This window comes from Ehrlichia japonica (genome assembly GCF_000632845.1).
In the GTDB taxonomy this organism is placed as follows: Bacteria; Pseudomonadota; Alphaproteobacteria; order Rickettsiales; family Anaplasmataceae; genus Ehrlichia; species Ehrlichia japonica.
In genome coordinates, this window is the sequence record NZ_CP007474.1 from 250,194 (window position 1) to 263,840 (window position 13,647).

Genomic DNA, 13,647 nt, shown 5'->3' on the forward strand with positions numbered 1-13,647 from the left:
GCTGAGATAAAGCAATGAAACTTGTATCATAGTAATTCTGGATAGGGGGGTAATATAAAAAATTTCAAATTGTGTTGCTATGTCTATGAACTCTAAATATATTGTGGCATATGTCTTTTTAGTGGAATATCTGTGATAAATGGATTAATAAATTTATTACTTATATATTGTACTATTTTATCTATGGTGTATTTAAAAATGGTGAATCGTACATATGCTACTAATTAGTACGCTACAAAAAAAGTTGAAATACGTTAGCATATTATTGTATAATAAGAGTGTATATATAGCTGTTTATTGTGAATAGAGCAGCTCATGTATTCTTGTTTATTAAGATAACTAATATAATTATTTGTAATATAAATAGTGGATTTTAGAAGGAGTGTGTTATGAGTCAGGAACAGATATTGCTTTATACTTTACTGGGGCTTTTTGTATTCATCTTAATAATATTATGTGCTGTAGTGCTGCCTATATTGTGTTACGATAACGAACGGATTAACGTTATAGATGAAAAAACAGATAATCTTACAGGTAAGGTAAGTCGTTTGGCTGATAGGATAGGTCTGGTAGATAAAGAGAATAAAGAAGTTGACTTGAGCCCAGCGACTGCTGATGTAGTTCCTCAAAATAATGAAGAAACTGTACAGGGCAGGGGTGCTGTTGGCAGAGATGGTGAAAAAAATAGTTATGATCTTCTGTTTTTTGAAGATCAGGAAAAAGTACCGGGTGCTGTAAGTAATGTTGTTGTTGATGCGGGCACAAGTCAGTCTCAAACAAGGTAATGCTATTGGTTATTTTTATACAATGCTTTAAAGATAGATTTTTGTTAGGGTATTTACAGTAGGTTATAGTTTGACATTATGTAGGTATTCTGTCTAATTGTATTAACTTATTTATTGTCAAATTTCCAGGAAGCATAATTTAATATTATACATAATATTAAATTATGCATAATTGGGTTACATGGCAGTAATCTGGTAGGTATTAATAATGTTTTCAATGTTACTAGAAATTAACTATTAAATAGTTAATAGAGATTTTGACATTTTGTTCCTAAAATTAGCTTTAGTACAGTTACTTATTACGGGTTTCCTGTTATTTTATGAAAAATTCAAATTTATTGGTGGTAGAGAATTATTGAAATTGTGATGCGATGTTGCTGAACTCTTGTGATAAGGTCAAGAAATTCTGGAAGTAGAAGACTTAGGAAATTATAAAACATATGGTCATTTAATAGTTAAGTTATGTCCTTTTATATACGCTTTATAGGTGTAAAAAAGCTATATGTATAATAAAACTATTTATTTGGATGGTTGCGTTAATTGTCAGTATTTAGTTAACATTAAGGTAATATTATGGATACTTCAGGGATAATTGGTTTAGTTGTGGGAATACTTGTATTTGTTTTCCTTGTTGTTTTGTATTATCTAATAAGATCTTTATTAAAACCTAAGTTGCATCTAAAATCAGATGATGTCCTAAAAGACTCGGTTGTAGATTCAGGTAAAAAGACTCAACCGAATGCTCATCTTCAGGCAGCTGTTATAATAAATTTTGACCGTAGAACTGCAACTAATGCTATTTCTGTTGCTAGAGATCTTAGATTTCAATTATCTTCTGTATATTGTTATCAGAATATAGTAAGGCACCTTGTAGATGCTTCTGATGAATGTATTGATCCTTCAGAAAGTTCACCACCAGAGAGAATAACGAATTTGGATATGAAACTTTGTCAGTTTGCTGAGGAGATAAAGAATAGTCTAGTAGCAACAATAGAAATAGCAGAAGAATCTACGGTAGTCCCTAAAGAGATTTATAGTGCTATGGTTGATAATTATAATGTGATATATGGTTTAGGACAGCATCTAAAAGAACTTCTTCAAGAAGTATTTTCTCCGACGTATGATCTTCAAACAATTATGGCTTATAATTTAGCTATCGAAGCTGTTAGAACTGAATGTACTCGTAAATCGTTTATCTTTAATAGTACGGGCGTATCAAATCCTAGCATGCAGAGGTAAGTTAGTTGTTTACTTAAGAGTCTATGGTTTTTCAATGTATTAAAATTCATATGAAGTAAGCTAAAGCTGTACTGTATTATAAGTGACCTACTGTTTAAGTTAGATTTAGTATATTCTTGGTTTGTTAGTTATAATATGTTGAGTGAGCAAATATACTGTATTGTTGAGAACTGTTATTTAGTAAAAATATTTATTTTTGTATTAAAATAACATAAAATTTGTGTAATGAAACATCTAGTATTGTTATTGTGCCTTGTTATGAAAGGGGTTCTATATCTATTTATGATGTTTATAAGTCAATGTTTAGTACATAGATTATATATTTTGTTATAAGTTAGAATTAGTAAGTATGTGGTCTCCTGATGATTAATAAACTAATATTGAAGTGTGTATATTATTGTTATTTTTTACTAATATGTTCAAGTTTGTAAGGTGTAACTAGCGCACAATTATTACTTTTAGGTTCTTTGTATTGCTAGTAGGTTTTTATGGACATTTGTATTTCTATTCAAATGAGTATGTAATTTCTTCTGCGTTGACAGTAGTTGCTAAGAATATAAATTATTATCTAACTGCTTTAATCCCAAATACTCAAAAATCCTTGTTATGTTTGGAATGATTCCCTGTGTATATGTCTTACTGTAAGCACAGATTTTCTTCTTAATTAAAAGGTAAATTTAAAATTCTAATAAAAATATGCTATATATAATATAATTTTATATTGCATTCGTAATAAAGATAATGTATATGCTAATTATAGCATAAAAGGTTTATACGTTATGGAATCAAATGTGTTGATGATTATACTACTACTACTATTACTACTACTGTTACTACTTCTTTGTGCATTGTTGTACATTGTAAAGAGTTACAATGACAATAGAAATATTCCTTCAGTAGAAAATGACGACCGACAGGAGGTAAGTCTTGCTAATTCATGTAGCTTTCAAGAACATTGTAGCATACCTTCTGATCAAGAAAGCGATAGGGTGTCTTCTGAAAGTGAAGATGTAGAAGAAAGACAGAAAATGAGTAATGCGTTAGGAGGGTTAAGTGGCTATGATCACTTTGATATAGATGACGGTGAGTTACAAGAAGATAGTTATTTGATGGATTACTATAGTTTGGGTGCTATACCTAAAACTTATAGTTTTGATATAGATGACAATGAGTTACAAGAAGATGGTTATGTGATGGATTACTATAGTTTGGGTGCTATACCTAGAACTTATAGTTCTGCAGTTGTAACAAGAGATACTCGAGATATCAGGAGATATTCTAGTCAAGAGATTTCTGATGAAAGTTCTTCATGTTCTAATGATTCAGATGAGGGTATCCCTACTAAAAGCAGTAGGTTGTCTGATTTTGATTATCAGAATGGAAGGAGTAATCCTTATAGTAGAGTTGTAAAAGGGCAAACTTATAATTGCAGTTTAAATCCAATAAGTGGCAGTAATACAGTCCAGAGTAGGTGTATTAGTTTAGATTCATTAGGAACAGAAGACAATAATCTTGTGTCTTACACATTTGGTTCCCTGTTACGTTCCAGTAGTAAACTTGTGTTAAATAATTCTGATTTTAGCTTTTCAAAGTTTGTAGTAAATCCTTCTATATATACAGAATTTAGGAGTTATACTCCTTTCTGTTCTAGTTATTCAGGCAGTATTTTACGTGAAATGGGGAGGTTGTATACTCCTGGATTTTGCAATGTAAAGGGATATATTGATACTAACGGTTTGATATTACAAAGTATCGTTTTGGATTTACAAACTTGTGAAGAGTTAGAAGAGAATACAGTTTTTGTTATTAATCAAGGAGATTTAATAGATATGAAAAATCAGATTCCTAGTGTTTCACATAGTGATATTAAACCTGGAGTTTCTAATGCTCGGGAAATTGCATCAACTATGGAGATTGAATATGGTCAGAAGAGTTTGCAGGGTGCCGTTCAAAGGTCAGGTATAACTCATTCTGGATCTAGCGTAGTGACTGCTAAGCAAGATATGGATACTACCTGTGGAGGTGGTGTTCAAGTTGTTAAAGGTATTACAAAGTGTTTGTCTGATCTTTGTTTAGAAGAAATGACTGATAGTGAAGAAGTACAGAGTATTATGAGAAAAAGTGATGCATCGTCTGCAATAGTTCCAGCAGTAACACACACAGTAAAATCTGGTAGAATTTCTCACAATACTGGTATAGTTGCTAATAGTTTATGCCAAGAAGAGAAGAATGGTAGTCAATTATTGGTAGGGAAGGATGAGTATTTTCAAAGTAAGAAAACTCCTATATCGAGAAGTACAATAACTACCCAAACAAAAACTCATGAGCCTAGTACTAGTGATTCTATTTCTAAAAAATCTAGAATTCCAGTTAAAGTTGGTGAATCAAGCGGAATAGTTGTAAAAAAAAGGTCAATAAAAAATACTTTTTGTTCTGAATGTACTAGTTTAGCTACACACAAAGGGTCTAAGAGTAGTAGTTGTATGCCAGTTAAGTTTCTTCCTATATCTGAACTTACTAGTTTAATTACACACAAAGGGTCTAAGAGTGGTATTAGTTGTATGCCAGTTAAGTTTCCTATATCTGAACGTACTAGTTTAGCTACACACAAAGGGTCTAAGAGTAGTAGTAGTTGTATGCCAGTTAAGTTTCCTACATCTGAACGTACTAGTTTAGCTGCACACAAAGGGTCTAAGAGTAGTAGTTGTATGCCAGTTAAGTTTCCTACATCTGAACGTACTAGTTTAGCTGCACACAAAGGGTCTAAGAGTAGTAGTAGTTGTATGCCAGTTAAGTCTTCTACATCTGACCGTGCTAGTTTAATTACATACAAAGAGCTTAAAAATAGGAAGGACAGGTTAGTTGAATCTTGTAGATTTAAAGATGTTAATCTAACAGTAGGAGCGACGGCAAAGATTTCTGCTTCTAAAAGTAATCAGCAAAGTATAGGAAAAAGTCCGTGTATACCTAAAAAGTCTAGTGTTCTGGGGGAATGTAAGGACTCAAGTGATAGTGATATAGGTATAACAAAACGCTCTATGGAAAATACTTCTAGTATTACAGGTGTTAGACGTAAGTATGATGGTGCTTGTTATAAGGGTGTACATAATAAGTCTAGTGTTCTGGGGGAATGTAAGGACTCAAGTGATAGTGATATAGGTATAACAAAACGCTCTATGGAAAATACTTCTAGTATTACAGGTGTTAGACGTAAGTATGATGGTGCTTGTTATAAGGGTGTACATAATAATAGAGCGTTAAGGAGAAGTGCATCTGCTATTTACGAGCAAAGTTCTAAACCTGATTCAGAATGTGTTGTTAGTATGGTGGATCGTGCATCTATTGGTGAGAGACCTGCGGCTACTAAGAGTTATGTAGGTGTTAGGAGAAATAAAAGTAATGCTGCAGATATTGAATGTAAGATGTGGGACAAGTGCTGGTTAGAAAACGGTCTTATTATCTCACCAGAAGTCACTATAGGTCGAGTGTTAATTTGTGATATTGGATCATTATGTGATGTGTTAAATAAACGGTTTTGCATAATGCATAAGTCATTGTCGCAGTACAACAAGAGTTCTAGTGCTGCTACTCGATGTAGAGAAGTGAATTATATTGCTAATTCACGCATTCATCATACAGATAGTACTGTACGGAATGTTGTTAGTGAATGGGTATTAGTGCAGAGAGCTATACTGTGGAATAAACATGGAAAAAGAATAGTTGTTTCGTCTATGAGAGATTTAGAAAAAGTTTTTCAAGGGATTTATGTAGATCGAGGTAAAGCTTCTGTTGATTCCCAGTTAAAACTTCAAGATATACGCAATGCTGTAGCAGATAATGTAAAACTTCAAATTGCTTGTTTAGTAAGAGATGCGTTCTTAAACAATGCATGTGATAAAGTTTTTAATAACATAGCGTATATGATATTTGATAAAGTATCTGTTACACATGAATTAATTGTTAGAGGAATAAGAAAATGTTCAAAAGAAGATTTAGAAGATAAAGCAGTGAAAAGTTGTTCTTTATTCTATAAAGATAAATTACAAGCTAAAGTATTAACTCATATAGAAGGGTTAAATGTTTTTTTTGAGAAGCATCTACACTTAAAATCTAAGGAAGTAATAAGAAAATGTTTAAAAACGTGTAAAATTGATATTGTTCATGATAATGTTAAACATTGCTGTGTAGATGCAATAATTAAGACGATTACTCCTAGTACTGCTACTGAATGGGCAAGTGATATGTTACGCATGAATATTGATAAGATTAATAAGCAGCAACTGAGCTTTGGTTAATAGCTTTATGATTAGGTATTATAGAAACATTAAATCTTTAAGAGACAATGAAAAGTTGTTCTTTATTCTATAAAGATAAATTACAAGCTAAAGTATTAACTCATATGGAAGGGTTAAATGTGTTTTTTGAAAAGCATCTACACTTGAAATCTAAGGAAGTAATAAGAAAATATTTAAAAACGTGTAAAGTTGATATTGTTCATGATAATGTTAAACATTGCTGTGTAGATGCAATAATTAAGACGACTACTCCTAGTACTGCTACTGAATGGGCAAGTGATATGTTACGTATGAATATTGATAAGATTAATAAGCAGCAACCGAGCTTTGGTTAATAGCTTTATGATTAGGTATTATAGAAACATTAAATCTTTAAGAGACAATACTTATATATTTATAGATAAAGTTAATATTTTTATCTAGATTTTGCGATTATTTGTGTTAATATTAACACAGTATCTTGTTTTTTTTATATTTAAAAGTGAAGTTATGAGTGATTATCAACAATTTGTAGTATTAGCTGTATTATTTATGGTAGCAATGTTAGTACTAGTAACCTTAATGGTGTTTTTTATAGAAAAACTTCTACTTGAGGAAAGCATATCTGTGGTTAATAAACCTACAGCAGTGCAAGAACAAAAAGAAGATTCTCATAGTGAGCCTGGTAGTGATGAGTTTTTTGATGCTGTGTCTTTACAGTCTTTAATCAGTGATGAAACATCAGTTCATGAGGAGAATGCTGATTATAATACTTTTTATACAAAACATTTTTCCTTACCATTTATAAGATAAAGATGGTAGTGTTTCTCAAAAAGTTCCTACTGTTAGTTATGGTCTATTAATGGCTGTAACGCGAAACCACTAGATGGTTTTAGTTCTTTTGGGTTTTTAGGTAAAATTTAGTAGTAATAAAATACCTCTTAAAATTCATGGTACAGTGTTTTATAGTTTTAAAGTGTCTAGTATAGATGGTATTTATTGTGTTTAATGTATTTGATTTGGAGTTTTTAAAGTAGTAATGGATATATCAGGTGTTGAACTGATGTATACATGAAAGTATAAATGGAGATATGTTGATACATGTAATATAAGTAATGAGTTTTGTTCTATGTAGTAATGCTTACAATAAACAGGGTGTTCTTGTTGTTCAATAGGTGAGAATTAATTATAGAGGGTGTTTTACTCATCATAGAGTTCAGCACACTAATTTTTATGTTCTTCCAAGAAAAAGATGGATGTGCATTTGTACAGTCTGAGCCTTTGATATTTTACATGTTATTATCAATTTCGTGTGAAAAATTTTAATACATATATAAGAAGGGGTATATATTGGTAAATTATAATTTTTGTTAGAAATTTTGTCGAGATTGATTCTCATTTGGTATGTATTAAAGAAATAGTAAGTTTATTGTAGGGAATTTTTACATATAAATAGAAATTATTGTATAAATGAAATTGGTGAGTTAAGACTTGGTTTATTTTTAGAGATTCCATCTTATGTTGGTCATCGACTGGTAAGATCTAAATGCATTAAAAAATGCTACATTTATTAATGTTGAGGAAAAGGAAGCTGAAAAAATTAGAATATTATTGATTGTCAATGGTTTGGTAAAGCGTTTAACTTTTGTGCTACTTCCCTGTATGCTTCTATTACATTTCCTAAGTTCAAACGATAGCGATCTTTATCAAGTTTTTTGTTGGTAGATATATCCCAAAGTCTACATGTATCAGGGCTTATTTCATCTGCTAAAAATAAGTCTGATTGTTTATTATCGTATAATCTGCCGAATTCTAGTTTAAAATCTATTAACTTGATGCCAACATTAAAAAAAAGCTCACTAAGAATGTCGTTAATTCGAAGAGATAATGTTTTTATTCTTTCTAATTCTTGGTTTGTAATCCACTGGAAACTTAAAATGTGTCCCTCACTTACCATAGGGTCGGATAACTCATCGTTTTTATAATAAAATTCAATGATAGGCGATCTAAAAGATGTACCTTCTGCTATTTGAAATTTTTTACTAAAATTGCCAGCTGATGAATTTCGTACTACAACTTCAATTGGGATTATTGTTATTTTTTTTACTAACTGTTCTCTTTGATTTAACAAAGATATAAAGTGTGTTTTTATACCCTTATTTGTAAGGTTTTTCATTAAGAAACTACTTATGTAATTATTTAGTATTCCTTTTTCATGTATAACATCTGCTTTCTTGTTATTGAAAGCAGTAATTTCATCTTTGAAATGTTGTATTACTTCTAAAGGATTGGATGTTGCAAAGATTATTTTCGCTTTTCCTTCGTAAATTTTTTCTTGATTTCTCATTGTATGCTTTATAAAGTCCGTTAAATTTTAATTTTATATATCTATAATTAGTTTAGCAATTAGCTTTTTAAATTTAAAATAAATGTACGGTATTATCGTTATTATTTTAGAATATTTAATATATAAGTTGATTAATGTAGATAACTATAGTTCAAGTTGTGGTATGAATGGATTGATAGAAGGTAAGATTTTATGCAACGTAATAAATTAAGAGAAGTAAGAGGGACTAAAGATTTATTAGGTGTTGAACTTTATAAATTTCAATATATACATCGTTTGTCTCAATTAATAGCAAGTAGGTATGGGTTTATAGCTGTTGATACTCCAATTATTGAATTTACTGAAGTGTTTACTAAGACTTTAGGTGATGATTCAGATATTGTGACAAAGGAAATGTATAACTTTCAGGATAAGAGTGGTGAGAATATTACATTAAGACCAGAATTTACATCGGCTATTGTAAGGGTATTAATTAATAAAAATTTAGTTGTTCCTATAAAGTTGTTTTCTAGTGGTCCAGTATTTCGTTATGAGCGACCTCAGAAATGTCGTCAAAGGCAGTTTCACCAAGTGAATTTTGAGTTCTTTGGAAGTGATCTGCCTCTTGCAGATGTTGAGATGATAGCATTAGGCTATAATATTTTAAGCGAATTGAATTTATTGGATAATATCACGTTAGAAATTAATTTTTTAGGAGATAAAGAAACTATGAACTCATATAGGCTTAGTCTTATAGAGTATTTAAATAAGTATAAAAAGGATTTATCAGAAGACAGTCAACATAGGCTTGTTATAAATCCTCTAAGAATATTAGATTCAAAAGCACCGGAAGATCGAGAAATTTTATTGAATGCTCCTAGTATTTCTCATTTCTATAATAAATATTCTAATGATTTTTTCATGGAGGTTCTAAGCGGATTAAATGAACTTTGTATCCCTTATAAGATAAATCATAATATAGTCAGAGGTTTAGATTATTATTGTAATACGGTGTTTGAATTTACAACGTCTAAATTAGGATCGCAAAATGCGGTTGTTGCTGGTGGTAGATACGATGGATTAGTAAAATTTATGGGAGGAAATGATACACCTGCTATCGGTTTTGCTATGGGAATTGAGAGAGTTAGTGCATTGATAGATTATGAACATCAGGAACCAAGAAGTGTAGTATTGATACCTATAGGGAAGGATGCAATGTCTCATGCCTTGAGACTTGCTTATGAGTTGCGTTGTAAGGGTATTTCTGTAAATTGGAGCTATAAAAATACTAGTTTAAAGAATTCATTAAGAAAAATTGATGATAATAGTATAGTCTTAATTTTTGGGGATGAAGAGCTTGAAAATGATACCATAAAAGTAAAAGACATGAAGACTGGTGAACAGCAGGAAATAATTAAATGTGATTTACTAGATCTATTATATAAAAAAATTTAATAATAGTTATTAACTTTATTATATAAAGTGTTATTATTGAATAACTTAAGATTAATAAATTTGCTTTTAAGAAATTCAAGAAATTCAAGCGTGTTAGTAATAGTTAAAACAAGGTTATTCTTTAGATAGAAGTTTAATAGTGTATTATTTATGATTAAGATTAGAAACAGGAGATCATTTTTATATTTTTAAGATAGAATATTTGTTGCATTTAGAAGGGTAGATAGGTCATGTTAACTGGTAAATTTAAATGGGATGCTTTTATTAATTATGAAAAAAGTCACATAGCATCTTTTTTAAAAAATCTGGGGTTCAGTGATGTAGAGGTATTAGTATTTCTATGTGTTCAAAAATCTTTCCATCAAAATGCTGCTTCTCATCTTATATTTTCTAAAGGGAAAGACTGTAAAGTTTATAGTAATAAGCATATAGAATTTAATCTTAATGCTATTGATCGTCGGAATTATCTACCTTACTTAGGTATATCAGAGAAATTGGGTAGGGGTGATATACTTAACTTAGCAAGTGAAGGGCAGCTATGGACTACTCAGATGTATGCACTACTTCGTGTTTGTGCTTGTGCTGCCCAATATATACTTTCTGGAAAATCTTGTACTGATGAAGAAATAGTAGAAAAATTGCTAGATAATGTTAGGCAAGTTTCTGATTGTGTTATGGGTCACGACGCGGAATGTCAGGACAGTAATGAATTATTAGAAAATAAATCATTAGAAGATTTTCGGAGATTTAGTTATGTAGTTCTAGGAGAAGATCATCTAACATTACCTGATATGCTAGCTAGTCTTGTAAGGTATGTTAGAAGTCAATATTCACTAACTATACAAGATCTAGAAGAAACATGCAGCCAACATGTACTTATTAGGGTAGTTGTTCTTGTTATATATAAAGCTGCTATTAATCAGTTTGTATCCATTAATTCTGGAGTATTAAGTGATAAATGTAAAGTTCAGATTTTTCCTATGCTCACTAAGTTTATGTGTGATGATACAAATAAATTGCCTATATCTTGCAGAAATCATCTTGGTATAGATGAGGATTCAGTACTTCTTATTTTTTATAGAGATTTATTTTCTGTATTACATTATGGTGACGTATATGACTATTATGAATCTGAAAATTATCTAATTGCAGCTACTGTCAATGATATATGTACAGCAGTAGGAAGGTCATTAACTGTTGTTGTTAATCCTGGTGAGGGATATAACCCGTACTATAGTTATATGACTAATTTTGTTTTTTATGACACTATGTTAGCAGTTAGTGAAGTATTAAAAGATAGTAATCTGGAGTCAACAGTACTGTTTGAACATGTGATGCTGATGTATAAGACATTGCTAGCAGAGAAATCAGAAGATGTCCTATTCCATTTATTTTTGACGCCCTTAGGTATTTTCAGGTTTTGCTATGATGATGAAGAAGGTAAAACTAAGGTTGGGGTTGAACTTGTACTTGAGTTATTATTTACGTGTTACCATGCTGCTTTTATAAAAGGAGATTTCATTGATAATGTTAAGATATTTTTTGATAAATGTTATGATAAATTATGTACAATTGGTGCTTCTGTGTCACAATCTTCTAGGTGTAAGTACATCGAGGCATTTTCCTCATATGAAGCATGTAAGCAAGAGCTGGGTAGCTTATATGGGTATAAGCAGGGTAATTTCTCAGATATTAAGTATAATAAAAGGCAATTGTTTACATTAGTCCAACATTTATTGTTAGATAAAGTTAATGGAGAACAGGTTGAAAAATCAAATTTAACATATAGTGTCTTTATTGAATGCAAGCCGGTGGATGAAGTAAAAGCTCAACAGGCAGCAATGATGCTATGTCAGGCATTCAAAAAATCTAAAGGTGTTATAGATGATTGTTCGGTGAGAGGTGTAGCTGGACTGTTAATGATAGTGCTTTTTGGTAATTTTTTGGAAAGAAACATCGTATTAAGATTGTTGGATGTTTTTCATATAGCTTGTAGAAAATCTAAAGAATGTGGTATCCATCAAAAGAAGCAGCTTGTAGAAGATTTTATAAATTATTGTGGTGTTGTCTTAAATTTGTTGAAAAATCTAGAGAATAGGCTACCTTTTTCTTTTTCTATGGAAGAGGTGTGGAATTTAGACTCTAGTGATTCTGCAGTATATTATCAACTGCTGCATATGGTTGACTGTTGTGCAGATGAATTAGGCATATCTTCAAGTGATCTTGAACAGGCACGTAATATCCCATATGATTTAAGTTTGTCTGAAATGTTGTGTGGCATTCCAATATTATCAGAAGGACAATCTAGTCCAGACAGACAAGTTAATCCTTGTAGTAGTTTCGATCGAACACAATGCTTGTTATCAATGCAGTTATTATCATCTTATGTTTGTTTATATAATCCAGATAGGGTTGCAAGTGATTTATTATCTGGGAACGTACATTTACCAAGTTTCTTGTTGGGTAGCATTCTTACCTATCCTCCATTAGTGAGTTATTTTGTTAGTTTATGTCGTGAGTATACATCAATAAAAAACTATCCAGTAGAAGAAAAAGTTTCTGAAATTCTTAAGTTGCTTTGCAGTAAAGAAGAATTGTGTAAGCCAGCTAGTTGTGAAGCTGTAAGTAATATGGGTGCTGAAGAGAGTAGTTATGTTACAGAACAGATTATTATGGCATTAATTACAGAAAATGGTAATAGTAATCTTGATGAAGGACTTTTTAAAAATGCATGTTTGAGGATCATAAAATTAAGAGGGTTAGGACAGAATAATGTAGACCTATATCTTAAATTAGCCAGACGTTTTTCTGCGGATCCAGGTCAATATAGTATAGATTATGAATTGTTATCTAAAGTCTTGCTTTCAGAAGATAATACTGAATTAACAAATACTTCTGAGGATAGTTCATGTTCTCAGTCTCTGCTTGTTCAGACTGATCTAGATATGAAGCATGATGGTAATAATAATATGTGTGATGAAGCAGAACGTGATTGCCCTACAGAAGATGATGATATTGAGGTAGGAGCGGAAAATTTAATTATAGACAGTGAAGCAGGTGTTGGTCAGAAATCCGAAAACATTGGTTTACCACATACTAGGTTACAGTCAAATATTAATGAAGTTGAAGAGTCTAAAGTGCATGATAGAAAATCACAGTTTGATTCTGAATTTTGTGATCAAACTTTAGATAAGGAGAAAAAAAGTCAGGCTAGACAACTCTCTACATTGCAATTGCACAAAAAAAGAAGGCATTGTATAAATGCGGCGGTAACAATTATGGCATCTACTTTTACTGTATTAATATGCGTAGCTTTTACATGTCAAATGAGTGGGAAGTTACTTATAGGATGTATAGCTTTAGCTATGATTTGTTTAAGTTTATCAATAATGTTTTGTTTGACTGCAGCCATAGATACTCATGAGTTAGCAGAAAGAAATCATGAGGAGACCAATATACAACCTGTATTAAACAACAGTATAACTGAAATACAGGAACTAGATTCTATAGTAGACTCATGTAAAACTACAGAGCATAGAAGAGAAGCAGTATCCAAATAAGAAATCCT

The 13,647-nt window shown here is 31.0% G+C and carries 8 protein-coding genes; 7 read left to right on the forward strand and 1 reads right to left on the reverse strand.

Annotation, left to right across the window (positions count from 1 at the left end; all coding sequences use genetic code 11):
• Positions 1-389 precede the first annotated feature (389 nt).
• From EHF_RS01025 to EHF_RS01045, 5 genes are all read left to right on the forward strand, one after another.
• Entirely contained in the window at positions 390-785 is a 396-nt protein-coding gene (locus EHF_RS01025; protein WP_044194166.1) for a hypothetical protein, read from the forward strand.
• A gap of 573 nt (positions 786-1,358) precedes the next feature.
• Positions 1,359-2,024 (forward strand): hypothetical protein, encoded by a 666-nt coding sequence (locus EHF_RS01030; protein ID WP_044194169.1) that lies wholly within the window; start codon positions 1,359-1,361, stop codon positions 2,022-2,024.
• Positions 2,025-2,803: 779 nt separating this feature from the next.
• Complete coding sequence (locus EHF_RS01035; protein WP_044194170.1) at positions 2,804-6,319, forward strand: hypothetical protein; 3,516 nt, start codon at positions 2,804-2,806, stop codon at positions 6,317-6,319.
• Between the two features lie 47 nt (positions 6,320-6,366).
• Entirely contained in the window at positions 6,367-6,654 is a 288-nt protein-coding gene (locus EHF_RS01040) for a hypothetical protein (RefSeq protein ID WP_044194172.1), read from the forward strand.
• A gap of 154 nt (positions 6,655-6,808) precedes the next feature.
• Positions 6,809-7,111, forward strand: coding sequence for a hypothetical protein (locus EHF_RS01045; RefSeq protein WP_156928257.1), 303 nt, complete (start codon positions 6,809-6,811; stop codon positions 7,109-7,111).
• A gap of 805 nt (positions 7,112-7,916) precedes the next feature.
• Here EHF_RS01045 and purC read toward each other — a convergent pair.
• Entirely contained in the window at positions 7,917-8,645 is a 729-nt protein-coding gene (gene purC / locus EHF_RS01050; RefSeq protein WP_044194175.1) for a phosphoribosylaminoimidazolesuccinocarboxamide synthase, read from the reverse strand.
• A 192-nt stretch (positions 8,646-8,837) separates the two neighbouring features.
• Here purC and hisS point away from each other — a divergent pair, with 192 nt between their 5' ends.
• Together hisS and EHF_RS01060 are read left to right on the forward strand one after the other, a co-directional pair.
• Positions 8,838-10,079: a histidine--tRNA ligase gene (gene hisS, locus EHF_RS01055; RefSeq protein WP_044194177.1), complete on the forward strand. Its 1,242-nt coding sequence runs from the start codon at positions 8,838-8,840 to the stop codon at positions 10,077-10,079.
• Between the two features lie 230 nt (positions 10,080-10,309).
• On the forward strand, positions 10,310-13,639 hold the full coding sequence (locus tag EHF_RS01060; RefSeq protein ID WP_044194179.1) for a hypothetical protein: 3,330 nt from the start codon (positions 10,310-10,312) through the stop codon (positions 13,637-13,639).
• Positions 13,640-13,647 lie beyond the last annotated feature (8 nt).

Excerpts from the sequence above, each read along its gene's own strand:
- EHF_RS01025 (WP_044194166.1), top strand. The coding sequence starts at position 390 with ATGAGTCAGGAACAGATATTGCTTTATACTTTACTGGGGCTTTTTGTA.
- EHF_RS01060 (WP_044194179.1), top strand. The coding sequence starts at position 10,310 with ATGTTAACTGGTAAATTTAAATGGGATGCTTTTATTAATTATGAAAAA.
- purC (WP_044194175.1), bottom strand. The coding sequence starts at position 8,645 with ATGAGAAATCAAGAAAAAATTTACGAAGGAAAAGCGAAAATAATCTTT.
- EHF_RS01035 (WP_044194170.1), top strand. The coding sequence starts at position 2,804 with ATGGAATCAAATGTGTTGATGATTATACTACTACTACTATTACTACTA.
- EHF_RS01045 (WP_156928257.1), top strand. The coding sequence starts at position 6,809 with ATGAGTGATTATCAACAATTTGTAGTATTAGCTGTATTATTTATGGTA.
- hisS (WP_044194177.1), top strand. The coding sequence starts at position 8,838 with ATGCAACGTAATAAATTAAGAGAAGTAAGAGGGACTAAAGATTTATTA.
- EHF_RS01040 (WP_044194172.1), top strand. The coding sequence starts at position 6,367 with ATGAAAAGTTGTTCTTTATTCTATAAAGATAAATTACAAGCTAAAGTA.
- EHF_RS01030 (WP_044194169.1), top strand. The coding sequence starts at position 1,359 with ATGGATACTTCAGGGATAATTGGTTTAGTTGTGGGAATACTTGTATTT.